We start from the raw sequence: 23,507 nt of genomic DNA on the forward strand, positions 1-23,507 counted from the left end.
GGATGTGGAAGCGCAGCAATGCGTTGAGCTAACCCGTACTAATGGTCCGTGAGGCTTGACCATATAACACCCAAGGGGCCTGACGGCCCGGGTGGCGGTCGCCACGACACACGGATACGCGAGTCGTATCGCAGTCAGCTTGATCACGTTGTTAGAGCACCAGGTATTTGGGTGCTGCCCCGGCAGCACGCCACAGTTACGCCTGACGACCATAGCGAGCGGGTCCCACCTGACCCCATGCCGAACTCAGCAGTGAAACCGCTCAGCGCCGATGGTAGTGTGGGGCCTCCCCATGCGAGAGTAGGTCATCGTCAGGCATCTCTTCGAAGACCCCAGCCAACCGGCTGGGGTTTTTTCGTTTGGATGCGACAGTTATGACCCGATCCGTAGCAAACGAGATACTCTTTTATTGCAGGCCCGGTTTCGAGGCCGATCTAAGCGCCGAAGTGGCGGAGAAGGCCGCAGCGGTAAGCGAAGCCGGCTATCCGGTTACCCATCTGGACAGTGGCTTTGTGCGCTTTGTGCGGGCAGAGCCGGGGCCGGCAAATGATCTTCACCGACAGTTACCGTTGCCTTCCTTGGTATTTGCCCGACAGTCCCTGTTGGCTTTTGCCCCCCTTGAAGCCTTACCTCGCGACGATCGCTTGACACCGATTCTCGAACAGATCATTGATAGCGGTTGGAGTTTCGAGGCTCTCTGGCAGGAAATGCCGGATACCAATGAGGGCAAGGCCTTGGCGGGGCTGGCCAAGGCACTGCAGAAGCCGTTGGAATCGCTGTTGCGAAAGCGGGGAGCACTGCGCCGCAAGGCAGGCGGGCGGCGTCTTCATCTGTTCTGGAGTGCTGGAGACAAGGTCCAGGTGGCGATGAGCTTTCCCGGCAATCGCAGCGAGTCGCTTGGCGGTATCCATCGCTTGCGTTTTCCGCGTGAGGCGCCGAGCCGTTCGACACTCAAGCTGGAAGAAGCCTGGCATGCCTTCGTGCCTCGCGAGGAATGGTCCGAAAGGCTGCATGAAGGGATGCAGGCGGTAGATCTTGGCGCTGCCCCTGGAGGCTGGACCTACCAACTGGTCAGACAGGGCATGTTCGTGTACGCCATCGATAATGGCTCCATGGACAAGGTGCTAATGGCCTCCGGGCAAGTAGAGCATCTGCATGAAGACGGTTTTGTCTGGGAGCCGCCTTATCGGCTTGATTGGCTGGTGTGTGATATCGTCGACAAACCTATGCGCGTCATCGATATGATAGAGCGTTGGCTGGTACGTCGCTGGTGTCACGAAGCAGTATTCAACCTGAAATTGCCTATGAAGCAGCGCTGGCATGAAGTCGAACGATGCCTGAGCAGGCTCGAGCAGGCGCTTGCAGAGGCTGGGGTACGCTCACAATTGCAGTGCAAGCAGCTCTATCATGACCGTGAAGAAGTGACGGTTCATATCAGACTGCTCAAGTAGGCTCTGTTATATCAGGGGTGCTCGTAGGCGGTGATGCGTTCATCCTCGGCCAGCAAGGGAAGCAAGGCCTGCATGACGATCTCGCGTTCGGAGCTACGCTCCCATTCCTTCCAGGAGGCGAGATCGCGCCATAGGGTGATCAACATTCGATGCTCGGTATTGCCGTGCTCATGCAGGCTTTCGCCTGAAATGAACCCAGGCGCCGACATTGCATAGCGCATGGCTTCGCGTGCCGCTTGTTCATATTCCTGCTCGAGACCGGGCATGATGCGCCTTTCGATAATTATTTTTATCATGGCGAGAACTCCATCTGACGAGATAAGCAATGGCAAACACTCAAGAATTCGATGCTGAGTTGGATACCTCCGGCTTGTACTGTCCCGAGCCAATCATGCTTATGCATAACAAAGTGAAGGATATGCATTCGGGCCATGTGCTGAAGGTGATCGCCACTGATCCGGCAACGACGCGCGACATTCCCAAGTTCTGTAATTTCCTTGGGCATGAATTGCTTGTTCAGAAGGAAAGTGGCGATACCTATCTTTATTTTATCCGTTTGGGTTGATGCTGCCTCCCAAGAGGCCTTCTACTGACTGTGCAAGACTCGAAATAGCTTTCTGGCTGAGCCATGCGCTCAGCCGTTATCGCTAGTGACCATGCAGGCCAAGGCTTCCAGGGTGACAGGGTCTTCCTGCTTGATGCGGTTGGCGATGGCACGCTGAAAGAAATATACCACCTGGTGTCGGCTATGGCCGGGGTAGAGACAGTCATCCCCGGCTAGTATCGGTGTGGTTTCCACGAGCGTCTCGTCGACGAGAAGTGCCTCTACATCGCCATTGCTGTACAGTCGCCAGCCGAACACCAGCTTGAGCTGCCACGGAGAGCCATCGTTATCCATGCACAGGGCGTGCGTACCCAGTGTTTCTGGGAGTTGCTGCAGCAGTGTTGGCTCGCTGGTTTCCTCGTAGTCGAAATAGGCAGCCGCATGCTCGAGCTCGAACACCTTGTGCTCGGGGGCGCTATAGAAAATATCATCGGTCTCGGGATCGCGGTAGCCGACGAAGTGGCCATGCTCCGGATCGTCAAGGTCATGGCAGGCAGTCAGCGCTTCCATCCAGGGTACTAGGCCAACGACTTCCCCGTCTTCGCGCAATCCCCAGGCTAGCAGGGGCATGCCGTAAAGCGTATCGGGATCGGAAGCCAAGTGATAAAGCATCTCGAGGCCATCCAGTTCAGGGGCCAGCCTGACGAGACGGCGCTTGGCCCTCAGCCGGTGGCGCATGGTGTCCAGGTCAATGACCTGGGCAGGGCGGGGGGACATTGGGATTCCCATGGTTACCCTCCTCATCGGCAATAGTTCGGCTTGGGCCTCGCCTCACTATTAGCACAGCTCGGCGCGAAAAGTTAAGCCCCGGGCGGATCTTTCTCGCCGGGCATCATGCCGCAACTGCGCCAGATCTGTTGCCACAACGTTACATGCCGTTGAGTCGACGCATGAAATTGCTGCCATGGGGAGGCAGGCGACTCTAGGGAAAGCCAGGCATCGCGATAGGCATTTACGCTTGGCTGTGAGACGTTGTAAGCGCTTAGCAGCGAGTCGATCGCTTCAAGCCAAGCACGAGACTGCCGGTCCAACTCGGCAAGGTAGGCCTGAACGTCACCGATGAAGTAAGTGAGGAAGACGTTATACAGATTTTCGGCGCGTGGGTTGGGGTGTCCTTTGTAGCAGACAGGCCGGTCGGCAAGGCGGGCTTCCAGCGTCTGGCTCAGCTCGTCGAGGCGCTGCGTTGCCAATAGCAAGCTACGCAAAAGCCGGGCGGTCAATGGTTGCTGTTGAAGGGTCTGGAGGTGGGCTTCCAAGTCGCTGGAGGTAGGTTGCCAGGCTGGGTTGTACTGGTTGAGTACCATATGGCGCAGGTAGGAAAGCGCCGCCAGGTCATCCCCAAGCGAGGCTTTTTCGCTTGGAGACAAAGGCCTGCTGGCCCGGGAAAAGCTACCTACCCACTCACTGGAGCCAAACAAGGCGTTCCAGCTTACCCTTGGCAACTGTTCGGTCTTGCCCTGTAGAAGCCGCTGCAGCCTGTCACGATCCTCGCTATCCAGACTCTCCGCGGCAGGGCCGTTCCAGCATCGCTGTAAGCGGCGCCATAGTTCCAGTTCATAAAGCCAATGTTGGCTGGCGGCAGCGACCTTGCCGAGTTGACTGTTACGCTCGGCTACTAGTGAAATGATCCGGCATTCGCGCAATGCATAGACATCGAGCATCCCCAGGCGCGTCTCGGCAATGGCGAATATTCTCTCTTCACGTTCAGGGAACGGGGGAATGTTCGGTGGGGGCTGAGGTGTCGGTGCATCGATATCCAGTACATTGCTGACACGTTGCTGGTAATCGATGAACATGGCGTCGGCGCCTTCGTGGCTATCACAAGCCGACAGAAGCAAAGGCAGACTCATTGCAATCAGCCACCGCCAGAGAGCACACCGAATCAGCTTGATGGTATTCGCCTTACCCCCCGAGCGAATGTCTTGCTGATATGCCATAAACGCCATCCTAGCAGAAGAGCCGCGACGGTTAGTCCGGCAATCAGGCCTATCCAGTACCCATGCACACCGAGAGGCGCCAAGAGCCCGGGGACACCTTCGTGACCCAGCAAATGGCCGCCTCCTAGGCCAACGAGCCAGTAGGAGATCAGCGTAATCGCCATGATGATGCGAGTATCCTTGTAACCGCGCAATGCGCCGGCCATGTTGACCTGCAAGGCATCCGAGACTTGATACAACATCGCCAGGTAGATCAGTGACATGGCCATTGCCTGGACTTCCGGGTTATGCGTGTAGAGAGAAACAATCGGGCCCGCGGCAAGCCACAGGAAGAGGTCATTGAGAAGAGCGATCAGCAGACATACGACAAGGCCATTCCATGCAACGAAGCCGGCGCGCATGGATTGGCCGCCTCCCAATGTGTTACTGACACGCACGGTAAGGGCCATGGCGAGAGATAGAGGCAGCATGAACAGGATCGAGGTGATATTCAAGGCGACTTGATGCGCGGCTACGGTAATCTCGCCGAGACTGGCAATGAAAAGGGCAATCAACGTAAAGAGAGTCACCTCGACGAAGATGGCCACACCAATTGGTAGCCCGACATGCAGCAACTCAGTGAGCATGTCGCGCCGAGGCCAGCTGATGGCATGCCATAGTGCCACGGGTGCGTAAGCGCGGCTGACGCGAGAGTAAAATACCATGCTTATGCACATTGCCCACATCGACAAGGCCGTGGCAATACCGCAGCCCACGGCGCCCATGGCAGGAATTGACTGCAAGAAATCAGGTACGCCAGGCCCCAGCAAATCGACGAGACCCGGGCCTCCATAGATGAGCAGGTAGTTACTTGGGATGTTGATGCCAAGACCGACCAGGCTGATCCAGAGCGAGGGGCGTGTGTGGTTCATGCCATCGGAAAAGGCGCGTAGGGCCTGATAAAAGGCAACGCCGGGCATGCCAAACGCAACAGCGGCCAGGTAGCCTGTGGCCAGTTCGGCCACGGATGGTGGTACGTCCATCAGCTCGAAAATCGGCATGACGGCAAACCACAACAGGCTGGCCGTCATCATGCCGAGGGCCAGGCCTAGCCAGAGCGCCTGGTGCAGGTAGGGACGAATATCTTGGGTACGTTTGGCACCCAGCAACTGGCCAACGATGGGTGTCAGCCCCATCAAGGTGCCGGTCATGAATAACATTAGCGGCATCCACAGGCTCGAGCCGACCGACACAGCAGCAAGGTCGGTCGCACTGGCTCGTCCTGCCATGATCACGTCCGTGGCCCCCATGCCGGATTGGGCAAGTTGTGCACCGCAAATGGGTAGCGTGAGTGCCATGAGCGAAGCCGTTTCATCGCGGCTTCGCATGACCAGCGAACGGACAGAGGCAACCACGTCAATTCTCCTTGTGTGGTCGAGCGAGCAGAAGCGCAATTCTATCAGTTGGATACCGTTCCCGCTGGCCAGGCTGCCCCGTATAATTCAGTGCATGACGACTTATCTTGTTGATGATGTCATCGCTCTGTTCGATGGCCTGTTTGCCGACCGCTTCAATACCCGACTTGTGCTGGGGGGAGACGAGCCCCTCTATCTACCGGCGAGTGAGGCATGTCCCTTTCACCGAATCATCTTCGCGCGCGGCTATTTTGCCAGCGCACTGCATGAGGTCAGCCACTGGTGTATTGCCGGGGCTCGCCGTCGAGGTCTCGAGGATTACGGCTACTGGTACCTGCCTGATGGGCGCAATGCCGAGCAGCAAGTGGCCTTTGAGGCGGCAGAAATTGCGCCACAGGCGCTGGAAATGCTGTTTTCTCAGGCCTGTGGCCGGGTCTTTCATGTCAGTGTGGACAATCTGGGCGATGTCGAGATCGATAGAATGGCCTTCCAACATCGAGTCGAAGCACAGGCGCAATGCTATGAAAGCGAGGGCTTGCCTCGGCGTGCCGCTGCGTTTCGTGCCGCGCTGGCTGCCTATTATCGCAAGGGGGGCGGCTTGTCCGAGGCCATCGATATTGGGAGGGCAGCATTGATCGAGCGCAAGACATGTCGACTTTGTGATTAGTCATTTGCTCAGATGGTTGTCGTGGAGTGATGGTAAGAAATAGAATGATTCTCAAAATTGGCCTCCACACAACGATCAGGATTTGCTATGCCGCTTTTCAAGAAGGTTCTGGTAACAGCAGTCGCAGCCTCTGCTGGATTGGGCTCGTCGCTTTCCCTTGCCCAGGAAGAAGTCAATATCTACTCCTACCGTCAGCCTTTCCTGATTGAGCCTTTCTTGAAAGAGTTCACGGAGGAAACCGGTATCGAGACCAATATCATCTTTGGTGACCAGGGCCTGACCGAGCGTCTCAAGCGGGAAGGGCGCAACTCGCCGGCGGACGTCATCCTGACCGTCGACATAGGCAGGCTGCAGGAACTAGTCGATGCGGGAGTGACCCAGCCGATCGAGGACGAGACGATCTCGGCTAATATTCCTGAGCAATACTTCGGCGAAAATAACCAGTGGGTAGGGCTGACCAGCCGTGCCCGTGTCTTTTTCACCAGTGTCGAGCGCATGGAGCCGGGCGAGATCAAGACCTATGAGGATCTTGCCGACCCGCGTTTCGAAGGCCGTATCTGCACGCGTCCCGGCGATGATGCCTACAACGTCGCAATGATCGCCTCAATGATCGCCGAGCATGGTGAAGAGTACACCAAAGAATGGCTCGAAGGCTTCAAGAGCAATCTTGCGCGCAAGCCACAGGGCAACGACAGAGCCCAGGTCAAGGCGATTCGTGACGGCGTCTGCGATGTCGCTATCGGCAACACTTATTATTACGGCAAGATGATGGAAGATGAGGAGCAGCGGTCCTGGGCAGAGTCGGCGCGTATCGAATTCCCCAACCAGGAAGATCGTGGCACTCACGTCAACATCTCCGGCATGGCGCTGGCCAAGCACGCGCCGAACGAGGATAACGCCTACAAGCTGATGCGCTTCCTCACGGAAGAAACGGCGCAGTCCATGTATGCCAACGTCAATTACGAATATCCGCTGAATCCCGAAGTGGCGCCATCAGACGCAGTCGCTGCCTGGGGAGAGTTCAAGGCTGATGACGTACCGCTGTCCGAGGTTGCCGAGTTGCGCCGCCGGGCCACGGAACTGGTCAATGAAGTCGGTTTCAACAACTGATTTCCCGGCCAGTATCGGTCAGGGTCAGGCTGCCGTCGTTAGACGGCAGCCTGCTTTCGTTCTTGCCTCGGGATAAGCGGATATGAAGGGTACGGTCGCGGCGACGGGAGAGTTGAGTGACGTACAGCGCAAGCGATCGGTAAAACGGGCCGGTACGCATTGGGGCTGGCTGCTTTCGGCCTGGGCAGTGGCTCTGCTGGTTCTGTTACCAGTCCTGGCAGTGGTCTACCTGGCGCTCACCGGTCGGGACGGTGGCGGCAGTATCTGGGTGCACCTGGCATCTACGGTATTGCCAGGTTACGTATGGACCAGTGTGCTACTGATGCTCGGGGTCGCCTTGCTGGCCGGAAGCATAGGGGTGACCTGTGCGTGGTTGACCAGCATGTACCAGTTTCCGTTGCGCCGCTTCTACGAATGGGGGCTGCTGCTGCCGTTTGCTGTCCCCGCCAATGTCATCGCCTATGTTTATACCGATATCCTGGAATATGCCGGTCCTGTACAGAATTGGTTGAGAGAGGTGTTCGGATGGACGACGCCTCGCGATTACTGGTTTCCGGAAATCCGTAGCCTGGGCGGGGCTACTGTCATGATATCGCTGGTACTTTATCCCTACGTGTTCATGTTGGCTCGGGCAGCGTTTCTGGAGCAGTCGGCTTCCCTGCGCGATGCCAGCCGGACCCTGGGGTGCAATGGGTGGCAGAGCTTCTGGCGCGTATCCCTTCCCAGTGCCAGGCCAGCGATTGCCGTCGGTCTGGCACTCACGCTCATGGAAGCGCTCAATGATTTCGGTACGGTCGACTACTTTGCCGTGCGAACGCTGACTGCTGGCATCTTCAATGTCTGGTTGAACATGGGCAGCGTACGGGGGGCCGCGCAGATTGCCTTGTGCCTGATGATCTTCATTGTCGGCTTGATCTGGATCGAGCGGCATGCCCGGCGCCGACAGCGCCAGTTCGGCAAGGGCGAGCAATTTCGCCATTATCGTCGACCGCGTCTCATCGGCGTCCGGGGCGGGTTGGCATCCCTGGCCTGTTTCCTGCCGTTGGGGATGGGCTTCTTTTTTCCGGTGGGCGTGCTGGCCCGTCATGCCGTGGTGTATTTCGAGCAGTCATGGACCGATCGTTTTCTCGAATACGCCTACAACAGTCTGGTGCTTGCATCGAGCGCTGCCTTGTTGACCTTGCTGATCGGGGTGCTGCTGGCCTATGCCAAACGCCTGGACCGCACACGCTCGGTGCAGCATGCCGTCAAGCTATCCAGCCTGGGGTATGCCATGCCCGGCGCGGTCATTGGTCTTGGCGTACTCGTGCCGCTTGCCGGTTTCGACAATGCCTTGGATGCCTTCATGCGCGACACGTTCGGCATCAGTACCGGGTTGCTGCTTACCGGCTCGATGTCCGCCATCGTGATTGGTTATGTGGTGCGTTTTCTGGCCGTATCGGCTGGAGCGATCGAGGCGAGTCTCGACAAGGTGACGCCCTCCATGGACATGGCTTCTCGCTCGTTGGGTGAAAATACCCTCCGTACCCTGTGGCGCGTTCATCTGCCGCTGATTCGACCGGGGCTACTGACAGCGGCACTGGTCGTCTTTGTCGATGCCATGAAAGAACTTCCCGCGACACTGCTTTTGCGGCCGTTCAACTTCGATACCCTGGCGACCAATGTCTATCAGTTCGCTTCCGATGAACTGCTGGAAAGGGCAGCGTTGCCAGCGTTGGTCATCGTCGCGGCAGGCGTGCTGCCTGTCGTCTTCATTTCCCGGGCCATCGTGGCAAGCCGGCGCGAGGCCTAGCCACGCTCCGGTATCGATCTGCAGGTGCCAATGCCGAAGTCCGCCGGGTTATAGGCTAAAGTGAGGGGCAGATACACGGGCAAAGACAAGGAGGTCGATATGCTGCATCGCATTGGTGCCATACTTGCCATTCTGGCGGCGCTGTGGGCGTTGATCGCGTCAGGTATTGCGTTATATCTGGGAACAGATGTCGGGGCTGTAGAGAACCCCACCGAGCAGACCGTGGTTGGCCTGGGCTGGTGGGAGTTCGGGATTGCCTTGGTCGCCGCAGCAATTGGTGTATTCACGTTCTTTTCCAAGAGTCGCTATGCCGGGCTGGTGCTGGCTATCGTCGGGGTGATCGGCATCTTCATTTCCAGCAGTGCCAACATGGCTTTCATGGCGACCGTGGCTGTTGGCGGCTTCATGGCGTTCATGGGACGTCGCCATGCACAGCGGCATGGCTCCGAATTGCCTCGGGATCCCTCCAATCCTCGCGGAAAGAGTCGCTTCACGAAATGAGCGTGGCTTGGCTCAACAAGAGGGATCGCATAGCCGCTGATGGAGGTAAAGCATGACCTGGACTTCATGTTCGGGTCGCAGCGGTTCAAGTCCCAGTTCGCCGAACAGGTCATTACGCGCCCGCGACCAAACGCCCGGAGCCATGTCCGGATAAAGAGTTTCGGCGGGGGCAAGCTCGACGAAGGGGTCGACACCAAAATCATCGAAGATACGCGATAAGGCGGCTTCGTCATCGTTGACCCCCGCCGTATAGAGTGTGGCGCTGTAATGATCGCTCTCCAGTTCGCGCAACACATCGAGTGGGCTCACCCCGAAGGTTCGCAGCTCCTCGAGACTGTAATCCCCCAATTGCAGCAATTCCTCATTCAGCCACTCATCATCGGGCTGGATAAGGGTGTGCTTGATTTGACCGTCGGGCAAGGCCCAGGCAATGGCAAGAGGGAGGGCATCATCCTCGCCGGTTTCAACGGCAATGAACCCAGGGAAATCGGCCATCAGGTATCCTCCAGACGGAAAAAGCGACGCGCTGTCACTGTCGTGGCGTGGGCTAACTCGGCTTCGTCGGTGCCTCGCCAATGGGCAATCTCGCGAACGATCCAGGGCAGCAAAGCAGGTTCGTTGCGTCTTCCCTTGAGCTTGGCAGGCAGGTTGCGGGGCAGCAGATAAGGGCAATCGGTCTCGACCATGAGCCGGTCCAGGGGGATATCACGCAGCAGGTCGCGTAGATGGTGGCCTCTGCGCTCGTCGCATAGCCAGCCGGTCAGGCCGATGTGCAGGTCGAGGTCGAGATAGCCGTACAGCGTGTCACGTTCGCCCGTGAAGCAGTGGACTACGGCATGGGTAATGTCATTCCGCCAATGGTGCAGGATATCCAGCATACGCGAGCCAGCGTCTCGCTCATGGAGAAACAGAGGCAGCCCCGATTCGGCGGCGAGCCCCAACTGCGCTTCGAAGGCGCGTTCCTGCTCCACAGGCGAAGAGAAATTGCGATTGAAATCGAGTCCACACTCACCGACGGCGACCACCTCGGGTTGGCGGTACAGGTCGCGAAGGCCTGTCTCGAGCGTCCTCGTCCATTGGCTGGCATCGTGGGGGTGGATTCCCGCCGTGGCACGCAGCCCCGGAAAGCGTCGAGACAGTTCAGCGGCCTGTTCGGCGTGTTTCAGGTCGGTACCGGTAAGAATCAGCGTAGTGACATTGGCCGCTCTGGCGCGTTGCAATACGGCCTCGAGATCCCGGGAGAAGCTCTCGTGAGTCAGGTTGGCGCCGATGTCTACCAGCTCGGCCGGTGCGGTAAAACGCAGTGACTCGGGAAGACTATCGTCTGAGGGTTCGCTTGCAGCCAAGGTTCGCTCCTTGCTCGTTTGAGCGATCATTGTAACGTGACAGACCGCATGACCACAGTCGAGCGGTGGTGGGTTACACTAGGCGCCATCGAATATCGTCAATGAGGTTGGTGCGTGACGCTGCTACGTCTGGAACAGTTGCAACTGGCTTACGGCCCGCATGTCCTGCTCGATGGTGCCGACCTGGTGCTCGAGAGGGGAGAACGGTTGGCATTGGTAGGCCGCAACGGCACGGGCAAGTCGACCTTGCTCAAGCTCGTCTCCGGGGAGAATCTGCCCGACGGAGGGAGCATCTGGCGGGCACCGGGATTGCGTATCGGTGTGCTGGAGCAGGATTTGCCGGCGGCCAGCGGGGCGACCATCTTCGATGTGGTGGCAGAAGGCATGCCGCAGGCCGGGGCCTTGCTGGCCGAATATCACCATCTGATCCAGGCTGCCGAGCCGGACATGAATCGTCTGGCCCAGTTGCAGACCCAGCTGGAAGCCATCGATGGGTGGTCCTTCCATCAACGCATCGATACGGTGCTGACCCGCCTGGGACTGCCAGCCGACCGGCTGATGAGCGATCTCTCCGGCGGCTGGCGCCGCCGTGTAGCCCTGGCCAGGGCATTGGTATCCGAGCCTGACCTGCTGCTGCTCGACGAGCCGACCAACCATCTGGATCTGGATACGATCGCCTGGCTCGAGGAGCAGCTTGCCTCCTTTGCCGGGGCCGTGCTCTTCATCACTCACGACCGGGCTTTCTTGGCACGCCTGGCTACAGGGATACTCGAGCTGGATCGCGGCCGCCTGGGACGCTATCCCGGCAATTATGCGAAATATCAGGAGCAAAAGGCACACGAGCTCGAAGTGGAAGCGCGTGAAAATGCCGAGTTCGACAAGAAGCTGGCCCAGGAAGAAGCCTGGATACGCCAAGGCATCAAGGCCCGGCGGACCCGCAACGAAGGGCGGGTGCGCGCCTTGCAGCAGATGCGGCGTGATCGGGCCGAGCGTCGAGAGCGTCAGGGTCGTGCCTCGATTAGTGTCGACAGCGGCGAGCGCAGCGGCAAACGGGTCGTTGAGCTGGCCAATGTCAGCCAGCGCTTTGGTGACGGCTGGGTGATTCGCGACCTCAATCTGGAAATTCAGCGCGGTGATCGGATCGGATTGATCGGTCGCAACGGTGCGGGCAAGACGACCCTGCTCAAGATCCTGCTCGGAGAACTGGCACCAAGCGAAGGAAAGGTCCGCATGGGCACCAATCTCAAGGTGGCCTATTTTGACCAGTTGCGTGCGGGGCTAGAACCCGAGAAAAGTGTTTACGATAACGTGGCTCAGGGGAGCGACCGGGTTACAGTGGGTGGCAAGGATAAGCACGTTATCAGCTACCTTCAGGATTTCCTGTTCACGCCCGAGCGCGCACGTCAGCCCGTCAAGGCGCTGTCCGGCGGTGAGTCGAATCGGCTGCTGCTGGCCAAGCTATTCACTCAGCCGGCCAATGTCCTGGTGCTCGACGAGCCGACCAACGACTTGGATGTCGAGACACTAGAACTGCTCGAGGAGTTGCTGCTGGATTTCGAGGGCACATTGCTGCTGGTCTCGCACGACCGCGAGTTCATGGATAACGTCGTGACCGGCGTCTTGGCGTTCGAAGGTAATGGACGAGTGCGGGAATACGTCGGTGGCTATAGCGACTGGGTCAGGCAGGGCGGCAAGTTGCCGCCGGCACCCTGGGACTTCGATGCCAGCCAGGTTTCCAAGCAAGCCAAGGCCGCTGGTGCAGGGGGCGAAGGCACAGCTGACGACCGCCCCGTGCAGGCGCCGACAAACGAGCCTGCGAAAAGGAAGCCCGCCAAGCTCTCCTACAAGCTGCAGCGTGAACTCGATGCGCTACCCGCGGACATTGAAGCCTTGGAAGAAGAAATCGCCGCTTTCGAGGAACAGGTCAGCCAGCCCGATTTCTATCAGCAGGACAGCAGCGAAGTCACCCGCATGCTGGAAGCCATGAGCGAGAAGCAGCGTGCGCTGGACTATGCCATGGAACGCTGGATGGAACTCGAAGCCATGGCCAATGGCGAGGAGCCGTGAGCCGTCATCCCCACCCCGGCGAGGCCGGGGTGGGGGTTAAGGGTCATTCGGCCGCTTCGTCGTCGTTGCCGACACGTACGGCCAGTACGTCGCACTGAGCGCCATGCAATACGCCGGTCGAGGTCGACCCCAGCAACAGGGCAAAACCATGGCGACCATGAGATCCAACGACGATCAGGTCGACGTTGTGCTCCTTAGAGAAACGGTGGATCTCGGTATCCGGCATGCCGACGACTACATGCTGGTCTTCCCGAGCAATGTCATGGGGGTCGGCGATCTCGGCCAGTCGCTCCTTGGCATGTTCGTCGAGCTGGTCCTGGATGCTGGTCAGGTCCATGGGAATGTCACCGCCATAGGCAAAGCCCAGGGGCTCGAGTGTGTGGATGATCGACAGCTTGGCATTGTTGCGCCGTGCAATTGGAATGGCGCGTTCCAGAACCTTATGGGAGTCCTTGGTCAGGTCCACGGCGACTAATACGTGACGATATTCGTTACTCATGACAAAGCCTCTCCCTTCAGTAGCTTGGATGACTTTACTTTAGGTTGTGTAACTGAACGGCACAACGATACGCATCAACGTTTTGGATTATTTTGCGCATGACTTTCTGGCTGGTCACCTTGCTGGCAATGCTGGCAATTCTGTCTCCCGTACTCATGCTTAGGCCGTCGCGTCGCGATCAGCGGCTGGGCGTATTGCGTCAGCATGCCCGCCAGGTCGGGGTTGGCGTGAAAATCGCCAAATCGCCCTTGCATGATCCGCCCGGTGGCCTGATCAGCTATCGCTGGCGCTATTCCCAGGCACATCCCGGCCCGGTGTTCGTGCTGGTGCGCAACAGCCATGCCAGTTCGGCGCTGAAACCATTCGATGGCGCTTGGCGATGGCGAATAGAGCCCTTGCGGCCTCTGTCTCGAGAGGCCGCAGCGGCGCTGGAAACGCTCGTGGCATTGCTGCCCGACGATGCGCTGGTACTGGAGTCGGAGCGTGGTGCGCTGACGCTATGGTGGGGAGAGTCGTTCGACGTCGAAAAGTTCGACCAGTGCAACGAGGCGATGGCGGCACTGCGCGATACGCTGGCCTCTACCACCGCCGTGAAGGGCTTGTCCGACCGTCTGCCGTGAGCTTGCCGGTTAACCCGGCTCGCTCTCTTTCTCTGGGGTCCGCGACTGGAGGCGGATGCCGTTCTGCTCGATACGCGTCAATATATCGTCGAATATGTCGAGCTCGGCCTCGCTGATGCCGGCTAGCATCTCGGCCCGCGCCTCGGTGGCGACGGCATCGATGCGCTCCAGCAGGGGCGTGGCCTCCTTGGTCAGGAAGATACGCTTGGTACGGCGGTCGTCCTGGCATTGTCGCCGCTCAATCAGGCCCTGCTCGGTCAACTGATCGAGTGTACGCACGAGTGAAGGGGCTTCAACCCCGATGGCGCGTGCCAGGTCGCACTGTGGCTGGCCATCGCCCAGCTTCCACAAGTGGTAGAGCGTTACCCAACGTGTCTGGGTCAGCTCGAGTGGCGCCAAGCGCTCATCAAGGATGGCGCGCCACAGGCGTGGCAGACGGGCTATCTTGAATCCGATGTTTTCAGGCATTGGCTTATCGTTTGGTAGCTATTGGGTAAATTGTGTGAACCTTGCGAAAGCAATGCAAGTCCGGCATCGCCATTCTTTGGTTTGACAGCAAAATACTCATTTCCTATCCATTGGTCACCAGGCAATGGCAAGGTGCGTCAACCGATACCGCTATCCTGATGTATTGCCACTATGTCGAGGCTTGACGGAACGCCTGCACTGGCTCAAGCTACTACGTATTCAAACGCTTGTATGAATATCATCCCTGCCTAACCCCATGGAGATCCGTCGATGATCTATCAAGGCAAAGCCCTGTCCGTGGCGAGGAATGACGGTGACATCGCCATTCTGACCTTCGACTTGCAAGACGAGTCGATCAACAAGCTCTCTAGCGCCGTGATCAAGGAGCTTCAGGACGCGGTCAAGGCCATCCAGGCCGAGCGCAACCTGCAGGGGCTGGTCATCACCAGCGCCAAGTCGGTATTCATCGTGGGGGCGGACATCACCGAATTCCATGCCATGTTCGCCCGCGGCGAAAGTTTCTTGGTGGATATGTGCCAAGAAGTGCATGCGCTGTTCAATGCCATCGAGGATTTGCCTTTCCCCACCGTGACGGCGCTCAACGGATTGGCGCTCGGTGGCGGTTGCGAAGTGGCATTGACCACCGATTTCCGCGTCATGGCGGAATCGGCCGAAATTGGCCTGCCTGAGACCAAGCTGGGCATCCTGCCGGGCTGGGGTGGCTGCGTGCGTTTACCGCGCATTGCTGGTGCCGACAATGCCATCGAATGGATAGCTGCAGGTAGCCAAAACAAGGCCGGCGCTGCCTTGAAGCTGGGTGTTGCCGATGCCGTGGTGCCGGTTGAACGGCTCGAGGCGGCGGCGCTGGATATCCTGGCCCGCGCCAACGCCGGCGAGCTGGATTACCTGGCACGTCGAGAGGAGAAAAAGACGCCGCTCAAGCTCAACGCCATCGAGCAGATGATGGCCTTCGAAACCGCCAAGGGCTATGTGGCCGGCAAGGCTGGGCCTCACTATCCGGCACCTGTCGAAGCCATCAAGGTCATCCAGAAGGGAGCTGGCGAATCGCGTGAGCGCGCCCAGGCAATCGAGGCCAAGGCCTTCGCCAAGCTGGCGCTGACCGATGTCTGCTATAACCTGGTCGGGTTGTTCCTCAACGATCAGCTCGTCAAGAAAAAGGGCAGCAAGTACGAGAAGCAAGCGGCACCGGTCAACAAGACCGCCGTGTTGGGGGCCGGGATCATGGGCGGCGGTATCGCCTACCAGAGTGCCTACAAGGGCACGCCGATCCTGATGAAGGACATCAAGGAAGAGGCTATTCAGCTTGGCCTGAAGGAAGCGCGAAAGCTGCTGGCCAAGCAGGTCGAGCGTGGCAAGATGACCACGGAAAAGATGGCCGAAGCACTATCCAACATTCGGCCATCCCTGTCCTATGGCGATTTCGGTGAAGTCGATCTGGTCGTCGAGGCCGTGGTGGAAAATCCCAAGGTCAAGGATGCAGTGCTGACCGAAGTCGAGGGCGTGGTCGGCGAAAACACCATACTGACCTCGAATACCTCGACCATTTCGATCAATCGCCTGGCACAGAATCTCAAGCGTCCCGAAAACTTCTGTGGCATGCACTTCTTCAATCCTGTGCATCGCATGCCGCTGGTCGAGGTCATCCGCGGCGAGAAAAGCAGCGATGCGGCCGTTGCCGCGACAGTGGCTTATGCACGCAAGATGGGCAAGACGCCGATTGTAGTCAATGACTGCCCGGGGTTTCTGGTCAATCGCGTTCTGTTCCCTTACTTCGGTGGTTTCAGCGCTCTCGTTGATCATGGCGCCGACTTCGAGCGCGTCGACAAGGTAATGGAGAAGTTCGGTTGGCCGATGGGCCCGGCCTACCTGTTGGACGTGGTCGGCATGGATACGGCGGTGCACGCTCAGGCCGTCATGGCGGAAGGCTTCCCCGAGCGCATGGCGCAGGATGGCAAGACAGCCATCGATGCCATGTACGAGAACGAACGCCTCGGCCAGAAGAATGCCAAGGGCTTCTATCGCTATGAAGAGGACAAGAAGGGCAAGCCGAAAAAGGTTTCCGACGAGCGGGCCCATGAACTGGTCAAGCAAGTCGCGAACGGCAGCCAAGAGTTCAGCGATGAGGACATCATTGCGCGAATGATGGTGCCGCTTTGCATGGAAACCGTGCGCTGTCTGGAGGATGGCATCGTGGGCTCGCCGGCCGAAGCCGACATGGCGTTGATCTATGGTATCGGCTTCCCTCCGTTCCGTGGTGGCGCGCTGCGCTATATCGACGCCATGGGCGTGGCGGAGTTCGTCAGCCTGGCAGACAGCCTGGCCAAGGAATTGGGGCCGCTCTATGCGCCGACCGACAAGCTGCGTGACATGGCCAACCGCCAGGAACGCTTCTATGCCAGTGACAGCCAGGCCTCGCAAGGCCAGGCCTGAACCACCGCGACGATTGGGAGAGTAAGAATGAGTCTGAGTCCGAGAGATATCGTGGTGGTCGACGGAGTTCGTACCGCCATGGCCAAGGCCAAGAACGGAGCCTTCCGTAACGTACGGGCCGAAAACCTGTCTGCTGCCGTCATGCAGGCGCTGTTCGATCGCAACCAATCCCTGGATCCGTCCGAGGTGGACGATGTGATATGGGGCTGTGTCAACCAGACCCTGGAGCAGGCCATGAACATTGCCCGCAACGCGGCAATCATGACCGGCATTCCGCGCACGGTGCCGGCGCAGACGGTCAATCGCCTGTGCGGCTCCTCAATGAGTGCGCTGCATATCGCTGCCGCCAACATCAAGGCCGGCATGGGGGACTTCTACGTGATCGGTGGGGTCGAGCACATGGAGCATGTGCCGATGACCCACGGTGTCGATGTCAACCCGGCGGTCAGCAAGCATGCCGCCAAGGCAGCGATGATGATGGGCTTGACCGCTGAACTGCTGGGCAAGATGCACGGTATTACCCGCGAGGAGCAGGACAAGTTCGGGGTGCGTTCCCATCAGCGGGCACTGGCGGCCAATGAACGTGGCTACTTCGATAACGAAATCGTCGGTGTCGAAGGGCACGATACCGAAGGCCTGCGGCGATTGGTCAAGCATGACGAGGTCGTGCGCATCGACGCCAGCCTGGAGGAAATGGCCAAGCTCAAGCCGGTCTTCGATCCCAAGGGGGGTACGGTCTCTGCCGGAACCTCATCGGCGCTGTCCGTAGGCGCTTCGGCCATGGCGGTGATGAGTTACGAACGCGCCCAGGCTCTAGGGCTCACGCCGATCGCCCGGGTCGTGTCCACCGGTGTGGCGGGGTGTGATGCGTCGATCATGGGCTACGGCCCTGTTCCGGCAACCAAGAAGGCACTCAAGGCGGCCGGACTCTCGATCGAGGATATTCAGACGGTCGAGCTCAACGAGGCGTTTGCCGCTCAGTCGCTGGCCGTCCTCAAGGATCTGAAGCTGCGCGATCGCATGGACGAGGCCGTCAATCTCCATGGCGGTGCCATTGCCCTCGGCCACCCCTTGGGTTGTTCAGGGGCACGTATCTGTACCACGCTGCTCAATGTAATGCAGCAACAGGACACCACGCTGGGGCTGGCGACCATGTGTATCGGCATGGGACAAGGGGTAGCGACGGTCTTCGAACGCTTGAAGTGATTTGTTATCTTTGGAACGTGTAACAATGACGGCTTTCTCGAAGGAGAAAGCCGTTTTTGGTTGCCGCATGCATGGCCTGGGCTGGGAAACTACCGGTAACCGCCGCTGACGAACTGCCCCGCATAGCAAGGCGGAGAGGCCAGCCCGCCGTCTGCGTCACTATCTTCTTCGGCCAAGGCTTCCAGAAGCATGTCGCGTAGCACGGGAAGGTGCGAGCGATCGAGCTCGCGCGAAGCGCTCAGCAAGGTCAGCCTGCCCTGGCGGCACCAACGCATCAAGGGAACCAGGCAGGACCGGTTGCGATCGAGTTCGCGGCTATAACGAAAAGCGAACTCACGATCGGTGATTTGCTTCTGATGCCACAATCGACGCAATGCTGGGGACGGCGAGGCATCCCGGTACCAGTCGGTCAGCTCAAGCGCCTCTCGCGGTTTACCGCGTGGCCAGAGGCGATCCACGAGCACCCTGGCGCCATCATCGGGCGAGATTTCTGCATAGATGCGTTTGAGTTGAATGTCGTACATCCGATGTCCCCCTGCCTGATATGACGTCCTGTCCCTGGCGCATGACAGCGCCCCAGGCTCAACCTTGCATTTTGTGGTTTCGCTCTGCTCCACGCTGATTCGAGGAGCTGGTCCCTCAAGGATAGTGCAGGGTGGCGAGTTCGGCGCGTACGGCGTGGCATGGGAGGTTGTTGCCTGTCGGGCAGGTCGGATTGACAGGCAGTGACCCAGCTGTCATGAACAAGGCTATGAAAAGACGAGTGTATTTCCCTCGATGCGGCCCCGCTTACCGTATTGCCAGGGACGGTTGATCAGGCCATGGCCAACCGGCAGATCCGTGAAGAGAGGCAGGTTCAGGGGACTTGTCACGTCTGCAACGATGTCGGCGAGGCTCTGTTCGCCATATGAGGTGCAGCCTTCGAAAGTGCCCAGGCATAGCGCGCCTGCCTGATCCAGAGCGCCGCTGTGTACCAGTTGCCATAGGGCGCGTTCGAGGCGGTAGTAGGGCTCGCCGACATCCTCGAGAATCACCAGGGCGCCCGGTGGTGCGACGAACCGGCATGGAGTACCAGCCACGCAGGCCAAGGTCATCAAGTTGCCGCCCACCACCGGCCCTTCGATGATCCCGGGGGACGTATTGTCATAGCGACGCAGCGAAAATTGCCGAGGCGCCGCCCCCGCCAGCAGATCGGTCACTTCAAGTAACTGGCGACGGGTTGTGGTGCGCGACTCGTCGGCGTCGTGGCCAAGTCGCAGGGCATCCTTGATCACGGGGCCATGAATGGCCGGCAAACCGTGTCGGTAGCATTGATCCAGCAGCACGGTGATATCCGAATAACCGATCAGCGGTTTGGCTGGCAGGCGTGCCCACTCGATATGCTCGACGAGTTGCGCGCAACCGTAGCCACCGCGCACGGCCCAGATTGCTTCGGTACGAGCATCGTCGTAGGCAGCATGCAGCAGATCCAGGCGATGCTGGATACTACCGGCAAGATAACGGCGCGGGACCTGCAGCGTGCTGGGCACGTGCGCCTTGATGCCCAGTGTCTCCAGTGCCAACACTGCCTCATCGACAAGCTGGGGATTGGTATGGGAAGCGGGGGCGACAACGCTGACGGATAGGGGCATGCGGGTTTCGATCATGATCCATGACGTTGGCCATGCTGCCTTAAATACAAGGTATTAGGAAGCGTGCAGCATGGCCCAAGGTAATGTCTTCATGCAGGCGCGTCGTGAAAGTGCCGGCCCGCGGTGGTTTCGGCAATGACACCGGCTCGGATGACAAAGTCCCCGAAGGGCTCGCCGGGATTGCGCTCCTCGGCATATCGCTGCAGTAACGTCGTCAGTTCGTTCATGATCGTTGGCTCGTCGATATTTTCCTTGTACAGCCGGTTGAGACGCTCGCCGCTGGGGTTGCCGCCAAGATAGAGGTTGTAGCGACCCAAGGCCTTGCCGACGAAACCGATCTCGGCCAGATAAGGACGGGCGCAGCCATTGGGACAGCCGGTCATGCGCACATTGATGGCATCTTGCTCCAGGCCGACTTCGTGCATGACGTCTTCCAGCTTGTCGATCAACGACGGTAGATAACGCTCGCTTTCGGCCATGGCCAGGCCACATGTGGGAAAGGCCACGCAGGCCATCGACGCTTTCCTCAACGGTGAAATGTTCCGGGTCATGCAATAGCGATCGAGCAGTGCCTCGATCTCGTGGCGCTTGTCAGCCGATACATTGGTAATGATCAGGTTTTGATTGGTGGTCAACACGATATCGCCGGCATGCACCTTGGTAATCTCGCGCATGCCACTGAGCAGTTGCATCCCACCCTTGGTATCGGCCAGACGGCCGTTCTGGACGAATAGACCGTAGTGCCATGCGCCATCCTCGCCCTGGTACCAGCCGTAGCGGTCGCCATTGCCATCGAAATGAAAGTCACGTGCGGCTTTTAGTGCGCTGCCCAGGTGGCGTTCGACTTTGGTGCGGAACCAATCGACTCCATAGTTCTCGACGGTGTACTTGAGACGGGCATGCTTGCGGTCGTGGCGATCGCCGTTGTCGCGCTGCACCTTGAGCACGGCTTCGGCAACGTCGAGCACCTGATCGGGCCTACAGAAACCGATCACGTCGCTCAAGCGCGGAAATGTCGATGGTTCACCGTGGGTCATGCCCATGCCGCCGCCGATGCAGACGTTATAACCCTGGATTTCTCCCGCTTCGACATGGGCGATGAAACCCAGGTCGTGAGCGAAGAGGTCCACATCATTCTCGGGGGGGATGGCGATGGCCACCTTGAACTTGCGCGGCAGATAGTGGCGAGTATAGAGAGGTTCCTGCTCTTCCTCGCCACCGGCGACGCGCTCCTCGCCGAGAAAGATTTCATGGTAGGCACGCGTTCGGGGCAGCAGGCGAGTACTGATGGCATGGGCCAGGTCGTAGACTTCGCGGTGTGCCCTGGAGCGGTAGGGGTTGGCCGTGCAAATCACGTTGCGGTTGACATCGCCGCAGGCGGCGATGGTGTCGATCATGGCCTGGTTGACGGCTTGGAGGTGGGAACGCAGGTTTTCCTTGAAAACCCCGTGATATTGAAAGGTCTGTCGCGTGGTGATGCGTAGCGTGCCGTTGGCGTAGCGTCGTGCCACGTCGTCCAGTGTCAGCCACTGCTCGGGAGTGACCAGTCCGCCCGGTAGGCGCAGACGCACCATGAACGAGTACAACGGTTCGAGTTTCTGGTGCCGACGCTCGCTGCGCAGGTCGCGATCATCCTGTTGGTAAAAGCCGTGGAACTTGGTCAGCTGAGTCGCGTCCTCGCTGATTGCCCCGGTGGCTCGGTCGGCCATGTCCTCCATGAGTTTGCCACGCAGGTAATCGCTTTCCACCTTTAGGCGCTCATTGGGGTGCAGATCGTCGAATGAGGTATCACGAAGCTTGGCGATGATGTCGCTCATGAAAGAAGCCTCTTGATCGGGACGAGGCGACATCAGTAGACGTCGCGCTGATAACGTTTGGCCTGCTGAAGTTCACGTACGTATTCCGCCGCGCCTTCCTCATCGAGGCCACCCTGATCGCGAACGATATCGAGCAGGGCCTGGTGCACGTCAGCCGCCATGCGCTCGCCATCGCCGCATACATAAAAATGCGCGCCATTCTGGAGCCAGGCGTAGAGATCTTGTGCATTCTCGCGCATGCGGTGCTGGACATAGACCTTGTCCGTCTGGTCGCGCGAGAAAGCGACATCCAGGCGGTTCAACAAGCCTTTCCTGCGATAGTCGAGCAGCTCTGACTGGTACAGGAAGTCGGCACGGAAGCGACGGTCGCCGAAGAACAGCCAATTCTGCCCCTGTGCGCCGCGTTCTTCGCGCTCCTGGAGAAAAGCGCGGAATGGGGCGATACCGGTGCCAGGTCCCACCATGATGATCGGTGCCGCATCATTCTGCGGCAGCTTGAAGTTCTTGTTGCGGTCCACATAGACGGGCACGGTGTCACCGGGTTCGACGCGATCGGCGAGATAGGTCGTGGTGACGCCGCCGCGTGAACGACCGTGAGTCTCGTAGCGCACGATGCCCACCGTCAGATGCACTTCGTCAGGATCCGCCTGGTAACTCGAGGCGATGGAATAAAGCCGGGGTGGCAGCTTGCGCAGGGCCTTGGTAAACGTCTCGGCATCGATCTGTTCGACCGGGAAATGCTCGATCACATCGATGATATGGCGACCTTCGACCCAATCGCGCAATTCGTCGCGTGATTCCTGATCCATCAGGCGGCGTAGTTCGGCGGCATCGGTGACATCGGCCCAGTGCTCCAGAAACGGCCGGGTCAGCGTCGTTACCTCATACTCGGTGAGCAGGGCATCGCGCAAGCATCGGCCATCACCAAGGTCGCAGTCGGCATCCATGCGTAGCCTGTCGATCAATTCGTCGACATAAGCCGGATCGTTCTGCGGCACAATGCCGATGGCGTCGCCCGGCTCATAGCTTAGTCCCGAGCCTTCCAGGGATAGCTCTATATGGTGGGTTTCCTTGTCCGAACCGCGACCATTGAGCACGATCGACTCGAGCACCTCGGCTTGAAACGGGTTCTTCTTCGAATAGGTCGATGGCTGGGACGCACTTGCTGTCGCCGTGACGGGTTGCTCCTGGTCGGCCTGATTCGTTCCACCGCCCAGCTCGGCGTAACGGTCGAGGACCGCTTCGATCCAGCGCTCGGCAGCTTCCTCGTAGTCGACGTCGCAGTCGACCCGCTCATGCAAGCGACTGGCACCCAGTGCTTCCAGGCGAGCATCGAAGTCCTTGCCTGTCTGGCAATAGTGCTCGTAACTCGAGTCACCGAGTGCCAGCACGGAAAAGCGGGTGCGCTCGTCAAGCTTGGGCGCCTTGCGGCCATGCATGAACTCATGGAACCCTTCGGCGGTATCGGGCGGGTCACCATCACCCTGCGTGCTGACCACCACCATCAGGTTGAGCGGCTCCTTGAATTCCTTCTTGCCGAAGTCCGCCATATCGGCCAGGCGAACCGCAAAGCCGCGTGCCTTGGCGCGTTCGACGGCATGCTCGGCGACACCTTCCGCATTGCCGGTCTGGCTGCCGTAAAGCACGACGATTTCAGGCGCGGACGATGGCATTTCGGACTGCGCCGGTGGGACTGCAGCGGTTTGCCGTGCACCTAGCCCGGCGAGGTAACCGCTCAGCCATGTCATCTGGTCTGCATTCAATCCCGCCAAGGCCTCGTTCAGGCGCCGTGCCTGGTCAGCGCTGAGAGGACTGTTGGTCTCGAGCAGGGGACCTTGTGACATTGGTAGGCTCCTCTCGGTCAGGTAGCTGACTAGGCTAGTGCCTCATGCCAAGTGTTAAAAATTATAAATGACCATGTTTCTATGCAAAAAAAGCATGAGCAC

The 23,507-nt window shown here is 59.0% G+C and carries 22 protein-coding genes and 1 rRNA gene; 11 read left to right on the top strand and 12 right to left on the bottom strand.

All coding sequences use genetic code 11. The features are described from left to right. Positions 1-201: 201 nt before the first annotated feature. Positions 202-317: ribosomal RNA gene (gene rrf, locus BM194_RS11895) — 5S ribosomal RNA — on the top strand. 57 nt (positions 318-374) lie between these two features. Further along, positions 375-1,451, top strand: coding sequence for a 23S rRNA (cytidine(2498)-2'-O)-methyltransferase RlmM (gene rlmM / locus BM194_RS11900; RefSeq protein ID WP_092847034.1), 1,077 nt, complete (start codon positions 375-377; stop codon positions 1,449-1,451). Between the two features lie 11 nt (positions 1,452-1,462). On the opposite strand, the gene BM194_RS11905 is transcribed toward rlmM, so the two are convergent. Next, positions 1,463-1,747: an antibiotic biosynthesis monooxygenase family protein gene (locus BM194_RS11905; protein ID WP_092847036.1), complete on the bottom strand. Its 285-nt coding sequence runs from the start codon at positions 1,745-1,747 to the stop codon at positions 1,463-1,465. A 29-nt stretch (positions 1,748-1,776) separates the two neighbouring features. Here BM194_RS11905 and tusA point away from each other — a divergent pair, with 29 nt between their 5' ends. Next, positions 1,777-2,016 carry a sulfurtransferase TusA gene (tusA, locus tag BM194_RS11910; protein WP_092847038.1) on the top strand — a complete coding sequence of 80 codons (240 nt, stop codon included), beginning with the start codon at positions 1,777-1,779 and terminating at the stop codon, positions 2,014-2,016. Between the two features lie 69 nt (positions 2,017-2,085). Here the strand turns inward: tusA and BM194_RS11915 are convergent, their stop codons facing one another. The 3 genes from BM194_RS11915 to BM194_RS11925 form a co-directional block, all read right to left on the bottom strand. Beyond that, on the bottom strand, positions 2,086-2,784 hold the full coding sequence (locus tag BM194_RS11915; RefSeq protein WP_092847040.1) for a hypothetical protein: 699 nt from the start codon (positions 2,782-2,784) through the stop codon (positions 2,086-2,088). A 71-nt stretch (positions 2,785-2,855) separates the two neighbouring features. Then, the gene (locus tag BM194_RS11920; RefSeq protein WP_177223400.1) at positions 2,856-3,905 is read right to left on the bottom strand and encodes a DUF3080 family protein; all 1,050 of its coding nucleotides are present in this window, start codon (positions 3,903-3,905) and stop codon (positions 2,856-2,858) included. Between the two features lie 32 nt (positions 3,906-3,937). Beyond that, on the bottom strand, positions 3,938-5,359 hold the full coding sequence (locus BM194_RS11925) for an MATE family efflux transporter (protein WP_092847297.1): 1,422 nt from the start codon (positions 5,357-5,359) through the stop codon (positions 3,938-3,940). Positions 5,360-5,480: 121 nt separating this feature from the next. On the opposite strand from BM194_RS11925, the gene BM194_RS11930 reads away from it, so the two are divergent. The 4 genes from BM194_RS11930 to BM194_RS11945 all read left to right on the top strand — a co-directional run bounded on the left by BM194_RS11930 (position 5,481) and on the right by BM194_RS11945 (position 9,456). Next, positions 5,481-6,053: an elongation factor P hydroxylase gene (locus BM194_RS11930; RefSeq protein WP_092847044.1), complete on the top strand. Its 573-nt coding sequence runs from the start codon at positions 5,481-5,483 to the stop codon at positions 6,051-6,053. Positions 6,054-6,140: 87 nt separating this feature from the next. After that, positions 6,141-7,163 (top strand): Fe(3+) ABC transporter substrate-binding protein, encoded by a 1,023-nt coding sequence (locus tag BM194_RS11935; RefSeq protein ID WP_092847046.1) that lies wholly within the window; start codon positions 6,141-6,143, stop codon positions 7,161-7,163. Positions 7,164-7,245: 82 nt separating this feature from the next. Continuing rightward, a complete protein-coding gene (locus BM194_RS11940; protein WP_092847048.1) occupies positions 7,246-8,955 on the top strand; it encodes an ABC transporter permease in 1,710 nt (569 codons plus the stop codon). Between the two features lie 99 nt (positions 8,956-9,054). After that, entirely contained in the window at positions 9,055-9,456 is a 402-nt protein-coding gene (locus BM194_RS11945; RefSeq protein ID WP_092847050.1) for a hypothetical protein, read from the top strand. A 12-nt stretch (positions 9,457-9,468) separates the two neighbouring features. Here the strand turns inward: BM194_RS11945 and BM194_RS11950 are convergent, their stop codons facing one another. Together BM194_RS11950 and BM194_RS11955 are read right to left on the bottom strand one after the other, a co-directional pair. Beyond that, complete coding sequence (locus BM194_RS11950) at positions 9,469-9,951, bottom strand: hypothetical protein (RefSeq protein ID WP_092847052.1); 483 nt, start codon at positions 9,949-9,951, stop codon at positions 9,469-9,471. Beyond that, positions 9,951-10,832, bottom strand: coding sequence for a TatD family hydrolase (locus BM194_RS11955; protein WP_092847054.1), 882 nt, complete (start codon positions 10,830-10,832; stop codon positions 9,951-9,953). The genes BM194_RS11950 and BM194_RS11955 overlap by 1 nt, the downstream gene beginning before the upstream one ends. An 84-nt stretch (positions 10,833-10,916) precedes the next feature. Here BM194_RS11955 and BM194_RS11960 point away from each other — a divergent pair, with 84 nt between their 5' ends. Continuing rightward, positions 10,917-12,869 carry an ATP-binding cassette domain-containing protein gene (locus BM194_RS11960; RefSeq protein ID WP_092847056.1) on the top strand — a complete coding sequence of 651 codons (1,953 nt, stop codon included), beginning with the start codon at positions 10,917-10,919 and terminating at the stop codon, positions 12,867-12,869. Positions 12,870-12,912: 43 nt separating this feature from the next. Here BM194_RS11960 and BM194_RS11965 read toward each other — a convergent pair whose 3' ends face one another. Further along, positions 12,913-13,368: a universal stress protein gene (locus tag BM194_RS11965; RefSeq protein ID WP_092847058.1), complete on the bottom strand. Its 456-nt coding sequence runs from the start codon at positions 13,366-13,368 to the stop codon at positions 12,913-12,915. A gap of 98 nt (positions 13,369-13,466) precedes the next feature. Between BM194_RS11965 and BM194_RS11970 the strand changes: the two genes are divergently transcribed. Further along, the gene (locus tag BM194_RS11970) at positions 13,467-13,988 is read left to right on the top strand and encodes a preprotein translocase subunit YajC (RefSeq protein WP_092847060.1); all 522 of its coding nucleotides are present in this window, start codon (positions 13,467-13,469) and stop codon (positions 13,986-13,988) included. 9 nt (positions 13,989-13,997) lie between these two features. Here the strand turns inward: BM194_RS11970 and slyA are convergent, their stop codons facing one another. Then, complete coding sequence (gene slyA / locus BM194_RS11975; protein ID WP_092847062.1) at positions 13,998-14,456, bottom strand: transcriptional regulator SlyA; 459 nt, start codon at positions 14,454-14,456, stop codon at positions 13,998-14,000. A gap of 270 nt (positions 14,457-14,726) precedes the next feature. Between slyA and fadB the strand changes: the two genes are divergently transcribed. Next, positions 14,727-16,907: a fatty acid oxidation complex subunit alpha FadB gene (gene fadB, locus BM194_RS11980; protein WP_092847064.1), complete on the top strand. Its 2,181-nt coding sequence runs from the start codon at positions 14,727-14,729 to the stop codon at positions 16,905-16,907. A 27-nt stretch (positions 16,908-16,934) separates the two neighbouring features. Next, a complete protein-coding gene (gene fadA, locus BM194_RS11985; protein ID WP_092847066.1) occupies positions 16,935-18,113 on the top strand; it encodes an acetyl-CoA C-acyltransferase FadA in 1,179 nt (392 codons plus the stop codon). An 89-nt stretch (positions 18,114-18,202) separates the two neighbouring features. On the opposite strand, the gene BM194_RS11990 is transcribed toward fadA, so the two are convergent. The 4 genes from BM194_RS11990 to BM194_RS12005 all read right to left on the bottom strand — a co-directional run bounded on the left by BM194_RS11990 (position 18,203) and on the right by BM194_RS12005 (position 23,405). Beyond that, positions 18,203-18,637 carry a DUF488 domain-containing protein gene (locus BM194_RS11990; RefSeq protein ID WP_092847068.1) on the bottom strand — a complete coding sequence of 145 codons (435 nt, stop codon included), beginning with the start codon at positions 18,635-18,637 and terminating at the stop codon, positions 18,203-18,205. A 225-nt stretch (positions 18,638-18,862) separates the two neighbouring features. Then, complete coding sequence (locus BM194_RS11995) at positions 18,863-19,744, bottom strand: S66 peptidase family protein (protein ID WP_092847299.1); 882 nt, start codon at positions 19,742-19,744, stop codon at positions 18,863-18,865. A gap of 89 nt (positions 19,745-19,833) precedes the next feature. Next, positions 19,834-21,561 (bottom strand): NADPH-dependent assimilatory sulfite reductase hemoprotein subunit, encoded by a 1,728-nt coding sequence (locus BM194_RS12000; protein WP_092847070.1) that lies wholly within the window; start codon positions 21,559-21,561, stop codon positions 19,834-19,836. 32 nt (positions 21,562-21,593) lie between these two features. Then, complete coding sequence (locus tag BM194_RS12005) at positions 21,594-23,405, bottom strand: assimilatory sulfite reductase (NADPH) flavoprotein subunit (RefSeq protein ID WP_092847072.1); 1,812 nt, start codon at positions 23,403-23,405, stop codon at positions 21,594-21,596. Between the last annotated feature and the right edge of the window lie 102 nt (positions 23,406-23,507).

The organism is Modicisalibacter xianhensis, assembly GCF_900113605.1.
GTDB classification, from domain to species: Bacteria; Pseudomonadota; Gammaproteobacteria; order Pseudomonadales; family Halomonadaceae; genus Modicisalibacter; species Modicisalibacter xianhensis.